Raw genomic sequence first — 22,059 nt, forward strand, 5'->3', positions numbered from 1 at the left:
TGCACTCACCCCTATCATGAATTTCCCTCATCTTCCCTGAGCAAACCTCACCGTTATTGTTGATTATTTCTATTGACGTCCCTCCGCTTTTCCGTCATTTTTACATCTGGACGTCTAAACGTATAGAAGTTCACAACACAACAGACAATGACACGCGATTGATAGGGGTAGGGTATGAGCTTTTTTCACGCCAACCAGCGGGAAGCACTGAACCAGAGCCTGGCCGAAGTAAACGGCCAGATTAACGTCTCTTTTGAATTTTTCCCGCCGCGCACCAGTGAAATGGAGCAAACCCTGTGGAGTTCTATCGATCGTCTCAGCAGCCTGAAACCGAAGTTTGTCTCCGTGACCTACGGTGCGAACTCCGGCGAGCGTGACCGTACCCACAGCATCATTAAAGGCATCAAAGATCGTACCGGTCTGGAAGCGGCGCCGCATCTCACCTGTATCGACGCCACCCGCGACGAGCTGCGTGCCATCGCCCAGGATTACTGGAATAACGGCATTCGGCATATTGTTGCGCTGCGCGGCGATCTGCCGCCGGGCAGCGGTAAGCCGGACATGTATGCCGCCGATCTGGTCGGGCTGTTGAAGGGCGTGGCTGACTTTGATATCTCCGTTGCCGCCTATCCTGAGGTTCATCCGGAAGCGAAAAGCGCCCAGGCGGATCTGCTTAACCTCAAGCGTAAGGTGGATGCCGGCGCGAACCGCGCCATTACCCAGTTCTTCTTTGATGTCGAAAGCTATCTGCGCTTCCGTGACCGCTGCGTTTCCGCGGGCATCGACGTTGAAATTATCCCGGGTATTCTGCCGGTCTCTAACTTCAAGCAGGCGAAGAAATTTGCTGATATGACCAATGTGCGTATTCCGCTCTGGATGTCTAAAATGTACGAGGGGCTGGACGATGACCCGGAAACACGCAAGCTGGTGGGCGCAAACATCGCGATGGACATGGTGAAGATCTTAAGTCGTGAAGGGGTGAAGGATTTCCACTTCTACACGCTGAACCGTGCTGAGATGAGTTACGCCATATGCCACACGCTCGGCGTTAGACCAGGCGTGTAACAAAAAAGAGCCCTCTTCGGAGGGTTTTTTGATTTATAAGGGTTTTATTTTCCTGCCATATCAGCAATGCTGCCTTTGACGTACAAAACTCATGTATTTTCCATGGGAAATTAAACGGATTTAACTATCGAATCTGTGGGTTATCTCAACTATACCTTATCAACAAGGGCGTATATCGTAACGGTAACACTGTAAAAGGGAGCATAGCGATGAGCACGTCAGACGAGACCAATAAAGCGGCATCAGTCGGCAAATGCCCGTTCCATCAGGGCGGCGTCGATCACAGCGCGGGCGCAGGTACAGGCAGCCGCGACTGGTGGCCAAAACAACTCCGCATCGATCTTCTTAACCAACATTCCAATCGTTCGAACCCGCTGGGTGAAGACTTCGACTACCGCAAAGAATTCAGCAAACTTGATTACTCTGCCCTTAAAGGCGACCTTAAAGCACTCTTAACCGACTCTCAGCCGTGGTGGCCAGCCGACTGGGGCAGCTACGCGGGCCTGTTTATCCGCATGGCGTGGCACGGCGCGGGTACCTATCGCTCCGTTGACGGGCGCGGCGGGGCTGGACGCGGTCAACAGCGCTTTGCGCCGCTGAACTCCTGGCCGGATAACGTGAGCCTGGATAAAGCGCGCCGTCTGCTGTGGCCCATCAAGAAAAAATACGGACAAAAAATCTCCTGGGCTGACCTGTTTATCCTCGCGGGTAACGTGGCGCTGGAGAATTCGGGCTTCCGCACCTTTGGTTTCGGTGCCGGGCGTGAAGACGTCTGGGAACCGGATCTGGACGTGAACTGGGGTGATGAAAAAGCCTGGCTGACCCACCGCGATCCGGAAGCGCTGGCGAAGCGTCCTCTGGCCGCCACCGAAATGGGCCTGATCTACGTGAACCCGGAAGGGCCAAACGCCAGCGGTGAACCACTGTCAGCGGCGGCAGCGATTCGCGCGACCTTCGGCAACATGGGCATGAACGATGAAGAGACCGTGGCGCTGATTGCTGGCGGTCACACCCTCGGCAAGACTCACGGCGCGGGTGAAGCCACCCACGTGGGTACTGACCCGGAAGCCTCACCAATTGAAGCGCAGGGCTTGGGCTGGGCCAGCACGCACGGCACGGGCGTGGGCGCTGATGCTATTACCTCCGGTCTGGAAGTCATCTGGTCACAAACCCCGACGCAGTGGAGCAACTACTTCTTCGAGAACCTGTTCAAATACGAATGGGTGCAGACCCGCAGCCCGGCAGGGGCGATTCAGTTTGAAGCCGTTGATGCGCCGGAAATCATGCCCGATCCGTTCGACCCGTCGAAAAAACGCAAGCCGACCATGCTGGTCACCGACCTGACGCTGCGTTTTGACCCGGAATTCGAAAAGATTTCCCGCCGTTTCCTGAACGACCCGCAGGCCTTCAACGAAGCCTTCGCGCGCGCGTGGTTCAAACTGACCCACCGTGATATGGGGCCAAAATCGCGTTACCTTGGCCCGGAAGTGCCGAAAGAAGATCTGATTTGGCAGGACCCGCTGCCGCAGGCGGTATTCAATCCGACCAAAGAAGACATTGAAAGCCTGAAGGCGGAAATTGCGGCGTCCGGTCTGTCCGTCAGCGAGCTGGTTTCTGTGGCCTGGGCGTCGGCATCGACCTTCCGCGGCGGCGATAAACGTGGCGGTGCCAACGGCGCGCGTCTGGCGCTGGCGCCTCAGCGTGACTGGGATGTGAACGCCGCGGCGGTTCGCGCGTTACCGGCGCTCGAAGCTATCCAGCGTACCACCAACAAAGCCTCTCTGGCCGATATCATCGTGCTGGCGGGCGTGGTAGGCGTTGAGCAGGCCGCAAAAGCGGCGGGCGTGTACGTCACCGTGCCGTTCACGCCGGGCCGTGTGGATGCGCGTCAGGATCAGACGGATATCGAGATGTTTAACCTGCTCGAACCGATTGCCGATGGCTTCCGCAACTACCGTGCGCAGGTGGATGTGTCCACCACGGAGTCACTGCTGATTGATAAAGCCCAACAGCTGACGCTGACCGCGCCGGAGCTGACGGTGCTGATTGGTGGTCTGCGCGTGCTGGGTGCCAACTTTGATGGCAGCAAGAACGGCGTGTTCACCAACCGTGAGGGCGTGCTGAGCACTGATTTCTTCGTGAATCTGCTGGATATGAACACCCAGTGGAAGGCGACCGACGAATCCAATGAGCTGTTTGCCGGAAGCGATCGCGCCAGCGGTGAGGTGAAATATACCGCCACCCGCGCCGATCTGGTCTTCGGTTCTAACGCCGTCCTGCGTGCGCTGGCAGAGGTTTACGCCAGCGATGATGCGCATGAGAAGTTCGTTCGCGACTTCGTTGCCGCATGGGCGAAGGTCATGGATCTGGATCGGTTTGACGTGAAGTAACCTTTGTGCCGGGTGGCGGCTACGCCTTACCCGGCCTGGAAATTAAAGTGCCATGTAGGCCGGGTAAGCGCAGCGCCACCCGGCTTTTTTATTACTCCCACTCCTGCAGGAATCGCTGTCCATACTGGTCGGCCACCAGCAGTGCCGCATAGACCTGATCCGGCGTGACGCCGCCGGGCATGTTGTGGATGGTTTCTCCTTCCGCACAGGACGCTTCGGCAATCAGACGCATTTTGGCCGGAATATCCTCTTTGATGTTCAGCTGTGCCAGCGTGATTGGCAGCCCAACGCTGTGGCAAAGCGCCGCGACGGTTTCAATTTCTTCTACCGGCGCATTTTCCAGCACCAGCTGCGTCAGGGTACCAAACGCCACTTTCTCCCCATGATAGAAGTGATGCGCGTCCGGCACTGCCGTCATACCGTTATGAATAGCGTGTGCCGCCGCCAGCCCGCCGCTTTCAAAGCCGACGCCGCTGAGATAGGTGTTGGCTTCGATAATGCGTTCCAGCGCAGGCGTCACCACATGCTGCTCCGCCGCCAGCATCGCTTTTTCACCCTCTTCAACCAGCGTGTTGTAGCACAGCTCCGCGAGCGCCAGTGCCGCCTGGGTGCATTTACCCCCGGCCATGGTGGTCGCACCGCTGCGCGAGCAGGCGCGTGCTTCAAACCAGGTCGCCAGCGCGTCGCCAATCCCGGCGGCCAGCAGACGTGCAGGCGCACCTGCTACCACTTTCGTATCCACAATGACCATGTTCGGGTTGTGCGGCAGCATCAGGTAGCGATCGAACTCGCCGCTGTCGGTGTAAATAACGGAAAGGGCGCTGCACGGCGCGTCGGTGGAGGCAATAGTCGGCGCAATGGCGACCGGCACGTTCATAAAGTGGGCCAGCGCTTTGGCGGTATCCAGCGTTTTCCCGCCCCCAATACCCAGCACCGCCAGGCAGTCGGCGCTATCGGCCAGTCTTTTCAGCCGATCGATTTCATTTTGTGAACACTCGCCGCCAAACGGCGCGATTTCGGCATGCAGTTCAGCTTTTTTAAAACTTTGTCGTAGGGTTTCTTCGGCAAAACCCAGCACAAATTTATCGCCGACGACCAGCCAGCGGTTGGCCAGCGGTTTCAGATAGTCGCCGAGACGGGTCAGTACGTCAGCGCCCTGGATATATTTCCCCGGCGATTGAATGATACGGTCCATAACAGTTCTCCCTTAGAGGTTGAGGTTACCAAACGCGTTTTTCCAGTCCTGCTCGAACTTCTCTATGGCTGACTCTACCGCCGGTGTGCCGAGCATGTGTTGCGCTACGTCTAAGGGAAGCGTGATTGCTTCACATCCTGCCAACAGGCAGTCCAGCGCCTGACGCGGCGTTTTGAAGCTGGCGACCAGCACCTTGCTTTCCGGCGCGTGCAGTTCCAGCAGGGACTGCAGTTCCTGAACCATGCGAATGCCGTCACCGCCCTGCGCGTCGACGCGGTTTACATACGGCGCGACATATTTCGCCCCTGCGAGTGCGGCGAGCAGGCCCTGCGCCGCGCTGTAAACGGCGGTGCCCAGTGTGGTTATCCCCTCTTTTTTCAACGCTTTAATTGCGATAAGCCCCTGAGCCGTCACCGGGATTTTCACCACAATGCCCGGAATGGCGTTACTCAGACGTTTGGCTTCTGCCACCATGCCTTCGGCATCGCGGCTCATGGTTTGAGCAAACAGCGTGCCTTCCGGCCCGATGGCTTGTTGCAGGCGCGGCAGCACGTCCCAGATGGATTCACGGCTGGCGGCAATGATGCTCGGGTTGGTGGTGACGCCCACGATGGGAAAGATGCGCGCCAGGCGTTCTACTTCCGCCACGTTGGCGGTATCCAGGTACAGTTCCATTATTTTTCCTTAAGTCAGAAAGGTTGAATAAAGGATACGGCGCACCCAGGCGCGGCGAATACAGGTCAATTTTGCCAAATACTGGACAAATGTAATGTCCTTAGCGAAGTGAGAGAGCGATCACAATGCTACTTTTTGGCGATCAGCTGGCTGTGGTACTGGCGTCGATATTCGGAAGGGGAACGTTCGGTGTGCTTGCGAAAGAGACGGCAAAAGTAGTTGCTGTCCGTAAATCCGCAGCGTGTGGCGATATCTTTAATTTTGAGATCGTAGCCTTTCAGCAGCTGACGCGCATGTTCCAGGCGCGTTTTTGTTAAATATTCATTGAATCCGACGCTGCCGACTTTCTGGAATAGATGGGAAAGGTAGTTTGGTGAGATGTAGAACGCCTGTGCCACGGATTCGCGAGTTAACAAAGAGGCATAATTTTCTTCGATATAGCTCCGAACGGCTTCGAACAGCGCCCGGCTGCGGCTGTCGGTGTGAATTTCGCTTCCAAGCAGATCCCGGCAGTGGCTGAGCAGGCTTAAAACTACCAGCTTTGCTGTGTCTTGTTCCTCAGGCTGCATCTGTAATTCGGTGAGCGTTTGCAGAAGAAAAGCCCCCGTTCGCGGGCCACGTCGGGCAACCTGGAGTTGTTGTAAGAGCACATTGTCACGCTGTAGCTCGATTGTAAGCTGCTGCTTACCGAAATGTATGCTCAGGACGTGAGGCGCAGGATGCGTGATTTGTCCAAAAAAAGAAAAAAACGCCTCACAGGGAGTGCCAAGGGTAATTCCGAGGCAGGGAGAGGTTCGGGGATGCTGTTCAGCCAGCGCTGAGAAACGAATCTGACCCAGCGGTAACGTGCGGTTCACCAGGTCAGTCAAAATCTGGGTGATATCGGAATGCATAAGGTGACTACCGAAATTTGCCAGGTGGCGCTAACGCTTACCCGGCCTACTTATCGTAGGCCTGTGCAAGCGCAGCGCCGCCGGGCGTAAAGCATTAGCCGGTGTTACGCATACCTGCCGCAACGCCCGCAATCGTCACCATCAGCGCCTGTTCAACGCGTGGATCTGGCTCTTTCCCTTCTTCTTCCGCCAGACGCGAACGGTGCAGCAGCTCTGCCTGCAGGACGTTCAGCGGGTCGGTGTAGATGTTACGCAGCTGGATAGACTCGGCAATCCACGGCAGGTCCGCCATCAGGTGTGAGTCGTTGGCGATATCCAGCACCACTTTGATGTCGCCTTCCAGCAGTTCGCGCAGCTCTTTACCCAGCGCCCACAGCTCTGGCTTCACCAGGCGCTGATCGTAGTATTCCGCCAGCCAGAGGTCAGCTTTCGAGAAGACCATCTCCAGCATTCCCAGACGGGTAGAGAAGAACGGCCAGTCGCGACACATGGTCTCCAGCTCGCTCTGTTTACCGTCTTCCACCACTTTTTGCAGTGCGGCACCGGCACCCAGCCAGGCGGGCAGCATCAGACGGTTCTGCGTCCAGGCAAAGATCCACGGGATTGCACGCAGAGACTCTACGCCGCCGGTCGGGCGACGTTTTGCAGGACGTGAGCCCAGCGGCAGTTTACCCAGTTCCTGTTCAGGCGTGGCTGAACGGAAGTAAGGCACGAAATCTTTGTTTTCACGTACGTAGCCGCGGTACAGATCGCAGGAGATAGCCGACAGCTCGTCCATGATGTGGCACCAGGAGGCTTTCGGCTCCGGTGGTGGCAGCAGGTTGGCTTCCAGGATCGCGCTGGTATAAAGCGACAGGCTGCTGATGGTCACTTCCGGCAGGCCGTACTTGAAGCGGATCATCTCACCCTGCTCGGTCACGCGCAGGCCGCCTTTCAGGCTTCCCGGCGGCTGCGACAGCAGTGCCGCGTGTGCTGGCGCGCCGCCACGGCCAATTGAGCCACCGCGTCCGTGGAACAGGGTCAGCTCGATACCGGCTTTTTCGCAGGTTTTGATCAGTGCATCCTGCGCCTGATACTGCGCCCAGGATGCCGCCATCACGCCCGCATCTTTCGCGGAGTCGGAATAGCCGATCATGACCATCTGCTTGCCCTGAATAAAGCCGCGATACCAGTCGATGTTCAGCAGCTGGCTCATCACGTCGTTGGCGTTGTTCAGGTCGTCGAGAGTTTCAAACAGCGGGGCGACCGGCAGGGCGTAGTCGATTCCCGCTTCTTTCAGCAGGAGGTGAACGCCCAGCACGTCGGATGGGGTTTTCGCCATGGAGATCACATAGGCGGCGACCGATCCTTTCGGTGCGTCCACGATCGCTTTACAGGTGTTGAGCACTTCGCGGGTATCGTTGCTTGGCTCCCAGTTGCGCGGCAGCAGAGGGCGCTTGGAGTTCAGCTCGCGGATCAGGAACGCCTGCTTGTCGGCTTCGGACCAGCTTTCATAGTCACCGATGCCGAGATAGCGGGTCAGCTCGCCCAGCGCTTCGGTATGACGGGTACTTTCCTGACGCACGTCGATACGCACCAGCGGCACGCCGAAACACTTCACGCGACGCAGGGTGTCGAGCAGTTCACCGTTGGCGATGATGCCCATCCCGCAGGCCTGTAGCGATTTATAACAGGCGTACAGCGGCTCCCAGAGCTGTTCGTTCTGGCTGAGCAGGCCTTCTGGTTTTGGCAGGCGCTGGCCTTTCAGGCGCGCTTCCAGCCAGGCCTGAGTGGCCATCAGCTGACCACGCAGCTTTTTCATCAGGAAACGGTACGGCTCGCTGGCGCCTTCTTCACCGGCCAGCGCGCGCAGTTCCGGCGTCGCTTCAACCATCGATAGCTCGGAGATCAGCACCTGAATGTCTTTCAGGAACAGGTCGGTCGCTTTCCAGCGGCTCAGCAGCAGGACGTGGCGGGTGATTTCCGCGGTAACGTTCGGGTTACCGTCGCGGTCGCCGCCCATCCAGGAGGTGAAGCGAACCGGCACGAAATCAACCGGCAGACGGTAGCCCAGGTTCGCTTCCAGCTGTTCGTTCAGCTCGCGCAGGTAGTTTGGTACCCCTTCCCACAGGCTGTTTTCCACCACCGCAAAGCCCCATTTGGCTTCGTCGACCGGGCTTGGGCGATGCTTACGAATTTCATCGGTGTGCCAGGACTGGGCAATCAGCTGGCGCAGACGGCGCATCAGCTGGTTGCGTTCATAGTCGGCTATGTCTTTGTTATCCAGCTGCTTCAGGCAGTTGTTCACTTCCACCATTTTGTGGATCAGGGTGCGACGGGTGATCTCGGTTGGGTGAGCGGTCAGTACCAGCTCCAGCGAAAGCGACTCCACCGCTTTTTTGATGGTGGCTTCGTTGAGGTCGGGCTGGTCTTTCAGTTTACGAAGGGTGCGGGCAATGACTTCCGGGTTGCTGGCCGCTTCGCCGTTTGGCGAAATGCTGTGGTATTGCTCAGCGGTGTTGGCCAGGTTCAGGAACTGGCTGAAGGCGCGCGCAACGGGCAGCAGCTCATCGTTAGAGAGGTTCTGCAAGGTGGTGAGCAGCTCCTGACGACTGGCCTCGTTACCGGCACGGGAAGATTTAGACAGCTTGCGGATGGTTTCAACGCGGTCGAGGATGTTTTCCCCCAACGCATCTTTGATGGTATCTCCAAGCACTTTGCCGAGCATACTGACATTACTACGCAACGCGGAATATTGTTCGTTCATAAAAACCCAGTCACCCCATCATTTTTGTTTATGCCCATGTGAAAATCTTTTGGACATTATTTTGTCATCTCCCTTTATAAAGCCACGTAAAACCCCCGTCGTCAATTGCTGCGAAAACGGTTCAGCAAACGAATAAATGTGGGCAATTTACGAAATTTAATTCGCATTGCGTCAGATAAGAGATGCTTATGGAAATGTGACGAAGATCGCGGGATTTACTCCCCTCACCCTGCCCTCTCCCCAAAGGGGAGAGGGTGTTCAAATACCCTCTCCCCTTTGGGGAGAGGGTTAGGGTGAGGGGCAGTTTTTAATGCCAGCAGAAGTGATGCACAACCTGGGTAATCAGTTCGCGGGTGGGTTTGATAAAGCGGGTTTCCAGATATTCATCCGGCTGGTGCGCCTGGTTGATGGAGCCTGGGCCAAGAACCAGCGTCGGGCAAAGCGTCTGAATAAACGGCGCTTCGGTGCAGTAGTTCACCACGTCGGTTTTCTGGCCGAGCAGCTTTTCTACCACATCGACCAGTTGATGGTCCGGCGGGCATTCGTAACCCGGGATGGGCGGATGCAGTTCGGAGACCGTCAGGCGACCCGGCCAGCGTTCGCTCACCGGGGCCAGCGCCTCATTCAGCAGGCCGTCGAGATCGCTCAGGGTCATGCCCGGCAGCGGGCGAATATCCATGTGCAGTTCGCAGCAGGCGCAGATGCGATTGGAGGCATCGCCGCCGTGCAGGCTGCCGAGGTTCAGCGTCGGGTACGGCACGGTGAACGCGTCGTAGTGATAGCGAGCCTTCAGATCGTCGCGCAGGGCCATGATGCGGCCGATGGCGTCATGCATCAGCTCAATGGCGTTCACGCCGCGCGCCGGATCGCTGGAGTGGCCGGACTGGCCGAGCACGCGCACGGCGGTAGAGATATGGCCTTTATGCGCGCGAATCGGCTGCAGAGACGTCGGCTCGCCGATGATCGCGCAATCCGGGCGAATCGCCGTGTTTTCAGAGAAGTAGCGCGCGCCCGCCATGCTGGTCTCTTCATCAGCGGTCGCCAGAATGTAGAGCGGTTTTTTCAGCTTCGTCACGTCCACGTCACGCAGCGCGTCGAGGATAAAGGCGAAGAAGCCTTTCATGTCGGCGGTGCCCAGACCGTAGAGCTTGTTGTCGTGCTCGGTCAGGGTGAACGGATCGCGCGTCCAGCGGCCATCGTCGAACGGCACGGTGTCGGTATGACCGGCCAGCAGCAGGCCGCCCGCACCGATTCCGGTACTGGCGAGCAGGTTAAATTTGTGGCGAGTGCCGGGGACGGGCTGAACCTCAACGTTAAACCCAAGATCGCTAAACCAACCCGCCAGCAGATTGATTAAAGACTCATTGCTCTGATCCAGCGCTTCTTCCGTTGCGCTGATGGACGGTGTGGCAATCAGGGCGCGGTAGATCTCGATAAATGGCGGTAAGTTCATTTTCATTGTTGACACACCTTAGGTCGTGATAGTATCAATATTCATGCAATAAATGTGAATAAAAATACATTAACGTTGAGCATAAAGGAACCCGATGTTGAATACGCTGATTGTAGGCGCTAGCGGTTATGCGGGCGCAGAGCTTGTAAGCTACGTGAATCGCCATCCACATATGACCATAACCGCTTTGACCGTGTCAGCGCAAAGCAATGATGCAGGAAAGTTAATTTCCGATTTGCATCCGCAGCTTAAGGGCCTGGTCGATCTGCCGCTGCAGCCCATGTCTGACATCAGCGAGTTTACTGACGGCGTCGACGTGGTGTTTTTAGCCACCGCGCACGAGGTCAGCCACGACCTGGCGCCGCAGTTCCTGGCGGCTGGCTGCGTGGTCTTCGACCTCTCCGGCGCGTTCCGCGTTAACGACGGCGCGTTCTACGAAAAATATTACGGTTTCACTCATCAGCACCCTGATCTGCTTGAAAAAGCGGTGTACGGCCTGGCGGAGTGGAGCGCAGATAAACTGAAAGAAGCGGATCTGATTGCCGTTCCGGGCTGCTACCCGACGGCGGCGCAGCTTGCCCTGAAGCCGCTGATCGACGCGGGTCTGCTGGATCTGAACCAGTGGCCGGTGATCAACGCCACCAGCGGCGTGAGCGGTGCAGGGCGCAAGGCGGCGATCTCTAACAGCTTCTGCGAAGTGAGCCTTCAGCCGTATGGCGTGTTTAATCACCGTCATCACCCTGAGATCACAACGCATCTGGGCGCGGACGTCATTTTCACCCCGCACCTGGGCAGCTTCCCGCGTGGGATCCTCGAAACCATTACCTGCCGCCTGAAGCCTGGCGTGACCAAAGAGCAGGTGAGCGAGGTCTTCACGCAGGCGTATGCGGACAAACCGCTGGTACGTCTGTACGACAAAGGCGTGCCGGCGCTGAAAAACGTGGTCGGTCTGCCGTTCTGCGATATCGGCTTTGCCGTTCAGGGTGAGCATCTCATCGTGGTGGCCGCAGAAGATAACTTACTGAAAGGCGCTGCCGCACAGGCAATGCAGTGTGCAAATATTCGTTTCGGTTTCCCTGAAACGCAGGCTCTTATTTAAGGTGTGATGATGAACCCATTAATTATCAAACTCGGTGGTGTACTGCTGGACAGCGAAGAAGCGCTGGAGCGTCTGTTTACCGCGCTGGTGAACTATCGCGAATCACACCAACGTCCACTGGTGATTGTGCACGGCGGCGGCTGCGTGGTGGATGAGCTGATGAAAGGGCTCAACCTGCCGGTGATCAAGAAAAACGGCCTGCGCGTGACGCCTGCGGATCAGATTGACATTATCACCGGTGCGCTGGCGGGTACGGCGAACAAAACCCTGCTGTCCTGGGCGAAGAAACACCACATTGCCTCCGTTGGCCTCTATCTGGGCGATGGCGACAGCGTAAAAGTGACCCAGCTCGACGAAGCGCTCGGTCATGTTGGACTGGCGCAGCCGGGTTCGCCTAAGCTGATTAACACGCTGCTGGAAGGCGGTTTCCTGCCGGTGGTGAGCTCTATCGGCGTGACCGAAGAGGGTGAGCTGATGAACGTTAACGCTGACCAGGCGGCAACCGCACTGGCGGCAACGCTGGGTGCGGACCTGATCCTGCTCTCCGACGTGAGCGGCATTCTGGACGGAAAAGGCCAGCGCATCGCAGAAATGACGGCAGAGAAAGCCGAGCAGCTGATTGCGCAGGGCATCATCACCGACGGCATGATTGTCAAAGTGAACGCTGCGCTGGATGCGGCGCGCACGCTGGGTCGCCCGGTAGATATCGCCTCCTGGCGTCACGCGGAGCAGCTCCCGGCGCTGTTTAATGGCACGCCGATTGGCACGCGTATTTTAGCGTAATCGATTTAATGTTTTGTAGGCCCGGTAAGCGCAGCGCCACCGGGCAATGAAATTCAAAGATATTAAGGAAGCATGTTATGGCACTTTGGGGTGGGCGTTTTACACAGGCAGCGGATCAGCGGTTCAAACAGTTCAACGACTCTTTGCGCTTCGACTACCGCCTGGCCGAACAGGATATTGTCGGCTCTGTGGCCTGGTCCAAAGCGCTGGTGACGGTGGGCGTGCTGACCCCAGAGGAACAGCTGCAGCTGGAAGAGGCGCTGAACAATCTGCTGGAAGAAGTGCGTCTGGATCCGCAGCAAATTCTGCAGAGCGATGCCGAAGATATTCACAGCTGGGTGGAAGGTAAACTGATCGACAAGGTCGGCCAGCTGGGTAAAAAGCTGCATACCGGCCGGAGCCGTAACGACCAGGTCGCCACCGATCTGAAGCTGTGGTGTAAGGATACCGTTGGCGAACTGCTGGCGGCTAACCGTCAGCTGCAGACCGCGCTGGTGGAGACCGCACAGAATAATCAGGACGCGGTGATGCCGGGCTATACCCACCTGCAGCGCGCGCAGCCGGTGACCTTTGCGCACTGGTGTCTGGCCTATGTAGAGATGCTGGCGCGTGACGAAAGCCGTCTGCAGGATACCCTGAAGCGTCTGGACGTCAGCCCGCTGGGCAGCGGCGCGCTGGCGGGTACCGCATACGAAATCGACCGTGAACAGCTGGCAGGCTGGCTGGGCTTTGCCTCTGCTACCCGCAACAGCCTGGATAGCGTCTCCGATCGTGACCACGTGTTGGAACTGCTCTCTAACGCGTCTATCGGTATGGTGCACCTGTCGCGCTTTGCCGAAGACTTGATCTTCTTTAACTCTGGCGAAGCGGGCTTTGTTGAGCTGTCCGACCGCGTGACCTCAGGTTCATCCCTGATGCCGCAGAAGAAAAACCCGGACGCGCTGGAGCTGATCCGCGGGAAATGTGGCCGCGTGCAAGGCGCGCTGACCGGCATGATGATGACCCTGAAAGGGCTGCCGCTGGCGTACAACAAAGATATGCAGGAAGACAAAGAAGGGCTGTTCGACGCGCTCGACACCTGGCTGGACTGTCTGCATATGGGCGCGCTGGTGCTGGATGGCATTCAGGTGAAGCGTCCGCGCTGTCAGGAAGCGGCGCAGCAGGGCTATGCGAACGCGACCGAGCTGGCAGATTACCTGGTGGCGAAGGGCGTACCGTTCCGTGAAGCGCACCATATTGTCGGTGAAGCGGTGGTGGAAGCCATTCGTCAGGGTAAACCGCTGGAAGATCTGGCGCTGGCCGATCTGCAGAAATTCAGCGCGGTTATCGGGGATGATGTGTATCCAATACTGGCGCTGCAGTCCTGCCTGGATAAGCGTGCGGCGAAAGGCGGCGTGTCGCCTAAGCAGGTGGCGCAGGCGATTGCGGATGCGAAAAACCGCCTGATTTGATGCCTGAAACGTCGGGTGGCGGCTTCGCCTTACCCGACCTACAAAACCCCAGCCCAACCCTGAGTTGGGCTTTTTTACGCAAAAAAAAGCGGACCACGGGGTCCGCAAAAGTTCACGTTGGCTTTAGTTGTTCGAGTTTTGAGAGAAACTCGCTGACGGTGCGGGGACGTCAAGGGTCAAACACGTGCCGCCTCGTCTATGTGGTGTATTATTCAACAGAATGCTTGATAGGGATAATCGTTCGTTGCTATGCTATCTATCGCCATGAACTATCGTGGCGACGGAGGATGAATAATGAATATTCGTGATCTTGAATACCTGGTAGCGTTAGCCGAGCATCGTCACTTTCGCCGCGCGGCAGATTCCTGCCACGTCAGCCAGCCCACGCTGAGCGGCCAGATCCGCAAGCTGGAAGACGAGCTGGGCGTGATGCTGCTGGAGCGCACCAGTCGTAAGGTTCTGTTCACACAGGCAGGTCTTCTGCTGGTGGATCAGGCGCGCACCGTGCTGCGCGAGGTCAAAGTGCTCAAGGAAATGGCAAGCCAGCAGGGGGAGGCCATGTCCGGCCCGCTGCATATTGGCCTGATCCCAACCGTTGGCCCCTACCTGTTACCGCACATCATTCCGATGCTGCACCAGACGTTCCCGAAACTCGAAATGTACCTGCACGAAGCGCAAACCCATCAGTTGCTGGCACAGCTGGACAGCGGCAAGCTCGACTGCGCCATTCTGGCACTGGTAAAAGAGAGTGAAGCCTTTATTGAAGTGCCGCTGTTCGATGAGCCAATGATGCTGGCGATCTATGAAGATCACCCGTGGGCGAACCGCGATCGCGTGCCGATGGCCGATCTGGCGGGTGAAAAGCTGCTGATGCTCGAAGATGGCCACTGCCTGCGCGATCAGGCGATGGGCTTCTGCTTCGAAGCGGGTGCGGATGAGGATACCCATTTCCGCGCAACCAGCCTGGAAACGCTGCGTAATATGGTCGCGGCGGGAAGCGGTATTACGCTGCTGCCTGCGCTGGCGGTACCGCACGAGCGTAAACGTGATGGCGTGGTCTACTTGCCGTGCATTAAACCAGAGCCGCGTCGTACGATTGGCCTGGTCTATCGCCCTGGGTCACCGCTGCGCAGCCGCTATGAGCAGCTGGCAGAGGCCATCCGTGGTGCGATGGATGGCCATTTTGACAGCGCGTTAAAACAGGCGGTTCAGGCCGTTTAGTGCCGCGACCCGATAGGCTTCCGCCATGGTCGGGTAGTTAAAGGTGGTGTTGACGAAGTACTCAATGGTGTTACCACCACCTTTCTGCTCCATGATGGCCTGGCCGATATGAATGATTTCCGCGGCGCGTTCACCAAAGCAGTGAATCCCGAGGATCTCTTTCGTCTCGCGATGGAACAGAATCTTCAGCGTACCCACGCTCATCCCCACGATTTGCGCCCGCGCCAGATGTTTAAACTGCGCACGACCCACCTCGTAAGGCACCTTCATTGACGTCAGCTGCTGCTCGGTTTTCCCTACGGAACTGATTTCCGGGATGGTGTAGATGCCCGTCGGGATATCTTCAATCAGATGCGCCGTCGCTTCGCCTTTCACCAGCGCCTGAGCCGCAATGCGTCCCTGGTCGTAAGCGGCTGAGGCCAGGCTTGGATAGCCAATGACGTCGCCGACCGCGTAAACGTGCGGCAGGGCGGTCTGATACATGCTGTTGACCTTCAGCTGACCGCGGCTGTCGGTTTCAAGCCCGATATTTTCCAGCTGCAGGGAATCGGTGTTGCCGGTACGGCCGTTGGCGTACAGGAGGCAGTCCGCTTTCAGCTTCTTGCCGGACTTGAGGTGCATGATCACCCCGTCGTCGCAGCCTTCGATCTTCTCGTACTCTTCGTTGTGACGAATGACCACGCCGCTGTTCCAGAAGTGGTAGGAGAGGGAGTCCGACATCTCCTGATCGAGGAAAGCCAGCAGGCGATCGCGAGTGTTGATCAGGTCAACTTTGACGTCCATTCCGCGGAAGATCGACGCATATTCGCAACCAATGACCCCTGCGCCATAGATAATGACGTGGCGGGGTTCATGGTGCAGGCTCAGAATCGAGTCGCTGTCGTAGACGCGCGGGTGCGAGAAGTCCACGTCGGCCGGATGGTATGGGCGTGAACCGCAGGCAATCACAAATTTTTCAGCGGTGATGGTTTCAACCGACCCGTCGTGGCATTCGAGTGCCAGGGTGTGTTCATCCACAAAATGCGCGTTGCCCTGCAAAATTTCACAGTGGTTACGCTCATAAAACCCCTGACGCATGCGCGTCTGCTGGTTAATGACGGTATCCGCGTGGTTCAGGATGTCGGCAAAGGAGGAACGAAGAAGTCGGGAGTGGTCGCTGTAAAGAGGGTTCTGGTTGAATTCGATAATGCGGCTAACGGCGTGGCGGAGGGCTTTCGAAGGGATGGTGCCCCAGTGGGTGCAACCGCCGCCGACATTATGGTAGCGCTCAATGACCGCTACTCTGGCTCCCTGTTTCACCAGACCCATAGCAGCGCCTTCGCCGCCGGGGCCGGAACCAATAACTATTGCGTCGTAATCGTAGGAATGTGGCATGGCAAGGCTTACCTGTTCTTATACATAAAAGCAACAGAATCATAACATCATTGCCAGAGTAACCCAATTATCGTTGTGCTTTTTTCCGGCAGTGGAGCACAAACCGCACGTAAACAATCATTCACAAAGCCAGGCAAACAGATTAATTTTATTCTCTGGTATAGTGCCATCAGGCCTTTGGAAGGATTCAACTATCGTGATGGGCGTAAGAGCACAACAAAAAGAGAAAACCCGGCGTTCGCTGGTGGAAGCCGCATTCAGTCAACTGAGTGCTGAGCGAAGTTTTGCCAGTTTGAGCCTGCGCGAAGTCGCACGCGAGGCCGGGATTGCGCCAACGTCCTTCTATCGTCACTTCCGTGATGTGGATGAACTGGGCCTGACCATGGTCGACGAGAGCGGTTTGATGCTGCGTCAGCTGATGCGCCAGGCGCGTCAGCGTATCGCCAAAGGGGGCAGCGTGATCCGTACCTCCGTGTCGACCTTTATGGAATTTATCGGCAATAACCCCAACGCGTTTCGTCTGCTTCTGCGTGAGCGTTCGGGCACGTCGGCGGCATTTCGTGCCGCCGTCGCACGCGAAATTCAGCACTTCATCGCGGAACTTGCCGACTATCTTGAACTCGAAAATCATATGCCGCGTGCGTTTACCGAAGCACAGGCCGAGGCGATGGTGACGATTGTTTTCAGCGCAGGTGCCGAAGCGCTGGATGTCAGCATTGAACAACGCAAGCAGCTTGAAGAGCGACTGGTATTGCAGCTCAGGATGATCTCCAAAGGCGCGTACTACTGGTATCGCCGTGAACAAGAGAAACTGGCACATCAAACCGAAGAGTGAAGGTGAGTAATGAAACAGTCAGGTCAGGATAAAGGGACGCTGTTGCTGGCATTGATCGCTGGCTTATCCATTAATGGTACGTTCGCCGCTATTTTTAGCTCCATCGTGCCGTTTTCGATTTTCCCGCTGATTGCGCTGGTGCTGACGGTGTACTGCCTGCATCAACGCTACCTGAACCGCACCATGCCGGTGGGGTTACCGGGGCTGGCCGCCGCCTGCTTTATTCTGGGCGTATTGCTGTACAGCACGGTGGTGCGCGCGGAGTATCCGGATATCGGCTCTAACTTCTTCCCTGCGGTACTGTCTGTGGCGCTGGTGTTCTGGATTGGCTCGCGCATGCGTAGCCGTAAAAGCCAGTTACCGGAGTAAAGGTTTTGTCATTGTAGGCCGGATAAGCGAAGCGCCATCCGGCTTTTTTGGCAGGTGGCGCTTCGCTTACCTGCCCTACAAGGCCACATTACTTCGCCGTGAGCAGTACACCGCACTCCATATGGTGTGTATACGGGAACTGATCGAACAGCGCCAGACGTTCAACCTTGTGCGTCTGGCCTAACGTTTCCAGGTTCTTGCACAGCGTCTCCGGATTGCAGGAGATGTACAAAATACGCGGGTACGCCTGCACCATCTTCTCGGTTTCGCTGTCCAGGCCACTGCGCGGCGGGTCGACAAAAATCGTCTCACACTGGTAGCTCTTCAGATCGATGCCTTCCAGACGGTTAAACTGGCGAACGCCGTTCATCGCCTGCGTGAACTCTTCTGCGGCCATACGAATGATCTGCACGTTGTCGATATGGTTGGCGGCAATGTTGTACTGCGCGGCGGCAACCGACGGTTTGGCGATTTCCGTTGCCAGGACGCGATCGAAGTTACGCGCCAGCGCCAGCGAGAAGTTGCCGTTACCGCAGTAAAGCTCAAGCAGATCGCCCGTTGATCCTTCCGTCGCCTTTAGCGCCCACTCCAGCATTTGCACGTTCATTGCAGCGTTCGGCTGGGTGAAGCTGTTCTCGACCTGACGATACACCATCTCTTTACCCGCCACCGGCAGGCGCTCGTCGATGTAGTCCTGATCCAGCATGATTTTGGTTTTTGTCGCGCGGCCAATCAGGTGAACGTTGATGTTCTGCGCACGCAGCGCATCGCGCAGCGCTTCTGCCTGCTCGCGCCACTCGTCGTTCAGGGCTTTGTGGTACAGCAGGGAGACAATCGCCTGATTGCTTTGCGTGGTCAGGTAGTCAATCTGGAAAAGCTTGTTACGCAGTACCGGGTTGTTACGCACGGCGTCCATTATCAGCGTCATCAACTGGTTGATAAGCTCACTCGCCGCCGGGAAGCTGTCCACGCGGATACGGGACTTCGTCTGCTGATCGAAAATGATGTGGTACAGGTCGTCACCGTCGTGCCAGATGCGAAACTCGGCACGCATGCGGTAGTGGCTGACAGGAGAGCGGAACACCTCGGGAACGGGCGCGTTGAAAGGCGTCATCATACTTTGCAGGCGGACAACTTTCTCTGCCAGCTGCGCGTCGTACTGTTCTGTCGGGAGGTGTTCTGGGGTCATGATGCGTCCTGAGTGATAAAGAATTACGCGGCGATTGTAGGGATTGTTCAGGGGATGTCCAGATTTAATGGCCAATAGCTGTCTGGACATCCATACGTGTCTAATTGTAGCATTCTGTTTCCGGTCTCCTGAGAGTGAAAAGGGAATCCAGTGTAAATCTGGAGCTGACGCGCAGCGGTAAAGACTGGCGGGATGAGCGTTGTAGACACTGTGAAAATGGGAAGTCTTCATCCTTATATAGCCACCTAGCCCGAAGACCTGCCGGGATCACGTCGCATTTGGTTTCATCATCGCGTGCTATCGATGAGGCCTGCGGCATCCTTCTTATATTGTGGATGCTTTAACAATGATTAAAAAAGTATCGCTGTTGACGGCGTTGTCCGTCACGGCATTTTCGGGCTGGGCGCAGGATAGCGCAGACTCGTTGGTGGTGACGGCAAATCGTTTTGAACAACCTGAAAAAACTATTCTGGCTGCAAACACGGTTGTTACGCGTGCCGATATTGACCGTTGGCAGTCAACCTCGCTCCTGGATGTTATGCGTCGCCTGCCCGGCGTGGATACGGCGCAAAGTGGTGGGATGGGGCAACTCTCTTCTCTCTTTATCCGTGGCACCAACTCCAGCCACGTCCTGATCCTTGTTGATGGGATCCGCCTTAACCAGGCGGGCGTCACGGGGTCGTCCGATCTCAGCCAGTTCCCAATCTCCCTGGTACAGCGAATCGAATATGTTCGTGGACCGCGTTCGGCGGTATACGGCTCAGACGCGATCGGTGGCGTCGTAAACATTATTACTACTCGTGCGAAGGACGGTACCACGCTGAATGCTGGCGTCGGCTCGCACGGCTACCAGAATTATGGTGGCAGTACTCAGCAAACACTGGGCGACAGCACGCGCGTCACGCTTGCGGGTGATTACACCTATACCAAAGGGTTTGATGTGGTTGCGGACGGCAACAATGGTGGCCTTGCCCAGACCGATCGCGACGGCTTTATGAATAAAACGCTCTACGGCGCACTGGATCACGCATTCTCGGAGCAGTGGAGCGGTTTTGTTCGCGGCTTTGGCTACAGCAACCGTACTGCCTACGACGGTTACTACAGCTCATTTACCCCTGACGTACTGGTCGATACCCGCCAGCTTTATAGTCAGACCTGGGATGCAGGATTGCGCTTCAATGATGACATCTTCCATTCACAGCTGCTCACCAGCTATAGCCACAGCAAGGACTATAACTACGACCCGAATTTAGGCCGCTACGATTCGACAGCCACGCTGGATGAAATCAAGCAGTACAATGTCCAGTGGCTCAACTCCGTTGATGTTGGCCAAGGGAACATTGGCGCGGGCGTTGACTGGCAGAAGCAGAGCACCGAGCCGGGTACAAACTACGTGACCAACGGCTACGACCTGCGTAACACCGGCGTCTACCTGACCGGGCTGCAGCAGTTTGGTGACTTCACCCTGGAAGGAGCGGTTCGCAGCGATGACAACTCTCAGTTCGGTCGTCATGGCACCTGGCAAAGCAGTGCGGCCTGGGAGTTCGTGGAGGGTTACCGTTTCGTTGCTTCTTATGGTACGGCCTATAAAGCACCGAATCTGGGTCAACTCTATGGTTTCTATGGCAATGACCATCTTGATCCAGAAGAGAGCAAACAGTGGGAAGGTGCGTTTGAAGGCCTGACGGCAGGCGTGAGCTGGCGCGTATCCGGCTACCGTAATGACGTTGATAATCTCATCGACTTCGATAATAACCTCCAGCAATATTACAACGTCGGTAAAGCGCGCATTAAAGGTGTGGAAGCAACAGCATCGTTTGACACGGGGCCGTTGACGCACACCGTTGGCTACGACTACGTGGATGCCCGCAATGCCGCAACCAACGAACTTCTGGACCGTCGTGCTAAGCAGCAGGTGAAATATCAGCTCGACACGCAGATCTATGATTTCGACTGGAGCCTGACTTATCACTATCTCGGTACGCGTTACGACACTGACTTTGGTACTTACCCGTCTGAGAAAGTAAAAATGGGCGGTGTAAGCCTGTGGGATGTCGCAGTTTCGTATCCTGTCACCTCACACCTTACAGTTCGTGGTAAAATAGCCAACCTGTTCGATAAAGATTACGAGACAGTTTATGGCTACCAAACTGCAGGACGGGAATACACCTTGTCTGGCAGCTACACCTTCTAATCCGCGTCCCACCGTGCTGGTGTTTGATTCCGGCGTCGGTGGGCTTTCGGTCTATGATGAGATTCGGCATCTCCTGCCGGATCTCCATTACATCTACGCCTTCGATAACGTCGCTTTCCCGTACGGGGAAAAGAGCGAAGATTTTATTGTCGAGCGCGTGGTGGAAATCGTCACTGCGGTACAAAAGCGCTATCCCCTTGCGCTGGCTGTCATCGCGTGTAACACGGCGAGCACCGTTTCTCTTCCCGCCCTGCGTGAAAAATTCCAGTTCCCGGTTGTGGGCGTCGTCCCTGCAATAAAGCCTGCCGCGCGTCTGACAGCGAACGGCATTGTGGGCTTGCTGGCCACGCGAGGCACGGTAAAGCGTCCTTATACCCGCGAGCTGATCGACCGTTTCGCTAATGAATGCCAGATTGCGATGCTCGGTTCGGCTGAGCTGGTGGAGATGGCGGAAGCGAAGCTGCATGGCAAGTCGGTATCACTCGACGAGCTGCGTCGTATTCTTCGTCCGTGGCTGAGGATGCCCGAACCCCCGGATACCGTTGTGCTGGGCTGTACCCACTTCCCGCTACTCCAGGAAGAGCTATTAGAGGTACTGCCGGAGGGGACGCGTCTGGTGGATTCCGGAGCGGCTATTGCCCGTCGTACGGCATGGTTGCTGGAGCATGAAGCCCCGGATGCGAAATCTACCGATGCGAATATCGCGTTTTGTATGGCGTTAACAAAAGAAACTGAACAACTTTTACCCGTTTTACGCCGTTATGGCTTTGAAACGCTCGAAAAACTGGCGCTATAGCACGGTTTTGAGCAAAAAAGAGACGGTTGAAAGTTTTTTTTAAAAGAGGGGTTGTCAACGTCTGAGAACTCCCTATAATGCGCCTCCACTGACACGGAACAACGGCTTACAGGCCGCCGGGTTAGCGGGGTTCAGAGATGAACGCCAACAGAGAAAAGCGAAAATAATCACTTGACTCTGAATGAGGAAAACGTAATATACGGGACCTCGCAACGGTGAGCGAAAGCCGCGTTGCACTGCTCTTTAACAATTTATCAGACAATCTGTGTGGGCACTCAAAGTGACATGGATTCTTAACGTCCTCGGACGAAAAATGAATACCAAGTCTCTG

At 56.5% G+C, this 22,059-nt stretch carries 17 protein-coding genes and 1 riboswitch; of the genes, 10 read left to right on the forward strand and 7 right to left on the reverse strand.

Going from position 1 to position 22,059, the window contains the following annotated elements; genetic code table 11:
* Positions 1–174: 174 nt before the first annotated feature.
* Complete coding sequence (gene metF / locus F3J31_RS22265) at positions 175–1,065, forward strand: methylenetetrahydrofolate reductase (RefSeq protein ID WP_024909186.1); 891 nt, start codon at positions 175–177, stop codon at positions 1,063–1,065.
* A 209-nt stretch (positions 1,066–1,274) separates the two neighbouring features.
* Entirely contained in the window at positions 1,275–3,455 is a 2,181-nt protein-coding gene (gene katG / locus F3J31_RS22270) for a catalase/peroxidase HPI (protein ID WP_167215585.1), read from the forward strand.
* Between the two features lie 91 nt (positions 3,456–3,546).
* On the opposite strand, the gene F3J31_RS22275 is transcribed toward katG, so the two are convergent.
* The 5 genes from F3J31_RS22275 to argE all read right to left on the reverse strand — a co-directional run bounded on the left by F3J31_RS22275 (position 3,547) and on the right by argE (position 10,423).
* Positions 3,547–4,650, reverse strand: coding sequence for a glycerol dehydrogenase (locus F3J31_RS22275; RefSeq protein WP_045909123.1), 1,104 nt, complete (start codon positions 4,648–4,650; stop codon positions 3,547–3,549).
* Positions 4,651–4,662: 12 nt separating this feature from the next.
* Positions 4,663–5,325 carry a fructose-6-phosphate aldolase gene (gene fsa / locus F3J31_RS22280; RefSeq protein WP_167215588.1) on the reverse strand — a complete coding sequence of 221 codons (663 nt, stop codon included), beginning with the start codon at positions 5,323–5,325 and terminating at the stop codon, positions 4,663–4,665.
* A 128-nt stretch (positions 5,326–5,453) separates the two neighbouring features.
* The gene (locus tag F3J31_RS22285) at positions 5,454–6,218 is read right to left on the reverse strand and encodes an AraC family transcriptional regulator (RefSeq protein ID WP_167215591.1); all 765 of its coding nucleotides are present in this window, start codon (positions 6,216–6,218) and stop codon (positions 5,454–5,456) included.
* A gap of 94 nt (positions 6,219–6,312) precedes the next feature.
* Complete coding sequence (gene ppc, locus F3J31_RS22290) at positions 6,313–8,964, reverse strand: phosphoenolpyruvate carboxylase (protein ID WP_008501791.1); 2,652 nt, start codon at positions 8,962–8,964, stop codon at positions 6,313–6,315.
* 307 nt (positions 8,965–9,271) lie between these two features.
* Complete coding sequence (gene argE / locus F3J31_RS22295) at positions 9,272–10,423, reverse strand: acetylornithine deacetylase (protein WP_167215594.1); 1,152 nt, start codon at positions 10,421–10,423, stop codon at positions 9,272–9,274.
* Positions 10,424–10,511: 88 nt separating this feature from the next.
* Here argE and argC point away from each other — a divergent pair, with 88 nt between their 5' ends.
* The 4 genes from argC (at position 10,512) to oxyR (ending at position 14,971) form a co-directional block, all read left to right on the forward strand.
* Positions 10,512–11,516: an N-acetyl-gamma-glutamyl-phosphate reductase gene (argC, locus tag F3J31_RS22300; RefSeq protein ID WP_048028410.1), complete on the forward strand. Its 1,005-nt coding sequence runs from the start codon at positions 10,512–10,514 to the stop codon at positions 11,514–11,516.
* Positions 11,517–11,522: 6 nt separating this feature from the next.
* Positions 11,523–12,299, forward strand: a complete 777-nt coding sequence (gene argB / locus F3J31_RS22305; RefSeq protein ID WP_086374972.1) for an acetylglutamate kinase — start codon at positions 11,523–11,525, stop codon at positions 12,297–12,299.
* 77 nt (positions 12,300–12,376) lie between these two features.
* The gene (gene argH / locus F3J31_RS22310; RefSeq protein WP_167215597.1) at positions 12,377–13,750 is read left to right on the forward strand and encodes an argininosuccinate lyase; all 1,374 of its coding nucleotides are present in this window, start codon (positions 12,377–12,379) and stop codon (positions 13,748–13,750) included.
* Positions 13,751–14,044: 294 nt separating this feature from the next.
* A complete protein-coding gene (gene oxyR, locus F3J31_RS22315) occupies positions 14,045–14,971 on the forward strand; it encodes a DNA-binding transcriptional regulator OxyR (protein WP_044597477.1) in 927 nt (308 codons plus the stop codon).
* On the opposite strand, the gene sthA is transcribed toward oxyR, so the two are convergent.
* Positions 14,945–16,345: a Si-specific NAD(P)(+) transhydrogenase gene (sthA, locus tag F3J31_RS22320; protein WP_008501785.1), complete on the reverse strand. Its 1,401-nt coding sequence runs from the start codon at positions 16,343–16,345 to the stop codon at positions 14,945–14,947. The two genes, oxyR and sthA, sit on opposite strands and share 27 nt — an antisense overlap.
* Positions 16,346–16,541: 196 nt before the next feature.
* On the opposite strand from sthA, the gene fabR reads away from it, so the two are divergent.
* A complete protein-coding gene (fabR, locus tag F3J31_RS22325; protein WP_008501784.1) occupies positions 16,542–17,180 on the forward strand; it encodes an HTH-type transcriptional repressor FabR in 639 nt (212 codons plus the stop codon).
* A gap of 9 nt (positions 17,181–17,189) precedes the next feature.
* Positions 17,190–17,549 (forward strand): YijD family membrane protein, encoded by a 360-nt coding sequence (locus F3J31_RS22330; protein ID WP_008501783.1) that lies wholly within the window; start codon positions 17,190–17,192, stop codon positions 17,547–17,549.
* An 88-nt stretch (positions 17,550–17,637) separates the two neighbouring features.
* Here the strand turns inward: F3J31_RS22330 and trmA are convergent, their stop codons facing one another.
* Complete coding sequence (trmA, locus tag F3J31_RS22335) at positions 17,638–18,738, reverse strand: tRNA (uridine(54)-C5)-methyltransferase TrmA (protein WP_167215600.1); 1,101 nt, start codon at positions 18,736–18,738, stop codon at positions 17,638–17,640.
* Positions 18,739–18,842: 104 nt separating this feature from the next.
* A riboswitch (cobalamin riboswitch) is annotated at positions 18,843–19,019 on the forward strand.
* A gap of 65 nt (positions 19,020–19,084) precedes the next feature.
* Here trmA and btuB point away from each other — a divergent pair.
* Entirely contained in the window at positions 19,085–20,932 is a 1,848-nt protein-coding gene (gene btuB, locus F3J31_RS22340; RefSeq protein WP_167215603.1) for a TonB-dependent vitamin B12 receptor BtuB, read from the forward strand.
* Positions 20,877–21,728, forward strand: a complete 852-nt coding sequence (gene murI, locus F3J31_RS22345; protein WP_048028420.1) for a glutamate racemase — start codon at positions 20,877–20,879, stop codon at positions 21,726–21,728. The genes btuB and murI overlap by 56 nt, the downstream gene beginning before the upstream one ends.
* Positions 21,729–22,059: the final 331 nt, after the last annotated feature.

The sequence above is a fragment of the Enterobacter sp. Acro-832 genome (assembly GCF_011752745.1).
Lineage (GTDB): Bacteria > Pseudomonadota > Gammaproteobacteria > Enterobacterales > Enterobacteriaceae > Enterobacter > Enterobacter quasiroggenkampii.

Bases quoted from the DNA above. Each gene is read 5' to 3' on its own strand.
- argH (WP_167215597.1), top strand. From the start codon at position 12,377: ATGGCACTTTGGGGTGGGCGTTTTACACAGGCAGCGGATCAGCGGTTC.
- metF (WP_024909186.1), top strand. From the start codon at position 175: ATGAGCTTTTTTCACGCCAACCAGCGGGAAGCACTGAACCAGAGCCTG.
- F3J31_RS22330 (WP_008501783.1), top strand. From the start codon at position 17,190: ATGAAACAGTCAGGTCAGGATAAAGGGACGCTGTTGCTGGCATTGATC.
- argB (WP_086374972.1), top strand. From the start codon at position 11,523: ATGATGAACCCATTAATTATCAAACTCGGTGGTGTACTGCTGGACAGC.
- murI (WP_048028420.1), top strand. From the start codon at position 20,877: ATGGCTACCAAACTGCAGGACGGGAATACACCTTGTCTGGCAGCTACA.
- katG (WP_167215585.1), top strand. From the start codon at position 1,275: ATGAGCACGTCAGACGAGACCAATAAAGCGGCATCAGTCGGCAAATGC.
- oxyR (WP_044597477.1), top strand. From the start codon at position 14,045: ATGAATATTCGTGATCTTGAATACCTGGTAGCGTTAGCCGAGCATCGT.
- btuB (WP_167215603.1), top strand. From the start codon at position 19,085: ATGATTAAAAAAGTATCGCTGTTGACGGCGTTGTCCGTCACGGCATTT.
- argC (WP_048028410.1), top strand. From the start codon at position 10,512: ATGTTGAATACGCTGATTGTAGGCGCTAGCGGTTATGCGGGCGCAGAG.
- argE (WP_167215594.1), bottom strand. From the start codon at position 10,423: ATGAAAATGAACTTACCGCCATTTATCGAGATCTACCGCGCCCTGATT.
- F3J31_RS22275 (WP_045909123.1), bottom strand. From the start codon at position 4,650: ATGGACCGTATCATTCAATCGCCGGGGAAATATATCCAGGGCGCTGAC.
- F3J31_RS22285 (WP_167215591.1), bottom strand. From the start codon at position 6,218: ATGCATTCCGATATCACCCAGATTTTGACTGACCTGGTGAACCGCACG.
- ppc (WP_008501791.1), bottom strand. From the start codon at position 8,964: ATGAACGAACAATATTCCGCGTTGCGTAGTAATGTCAGTATGCTCGGC.
- fsa (WP_167215588.1), bottom strand. From the start codon at position 5,325: ATGGAACTGTACCTGGATACCGCCAACGTGGCGGAAGTAGAACGCCTG.
- sthA (WP_008501785.1), bottom strand. From the start codon at position 16,345: ATGCCACATTCCTACGATTACGACGCAATAGTTATTGGTTCCGGCCCC.
- trmA (WP_167215600.1), bottom strand. From the start codon at position 18,738: ATGACCCCAGAACACCTCCCGACAGAACAGTACGACGCGCAGCTGGCA.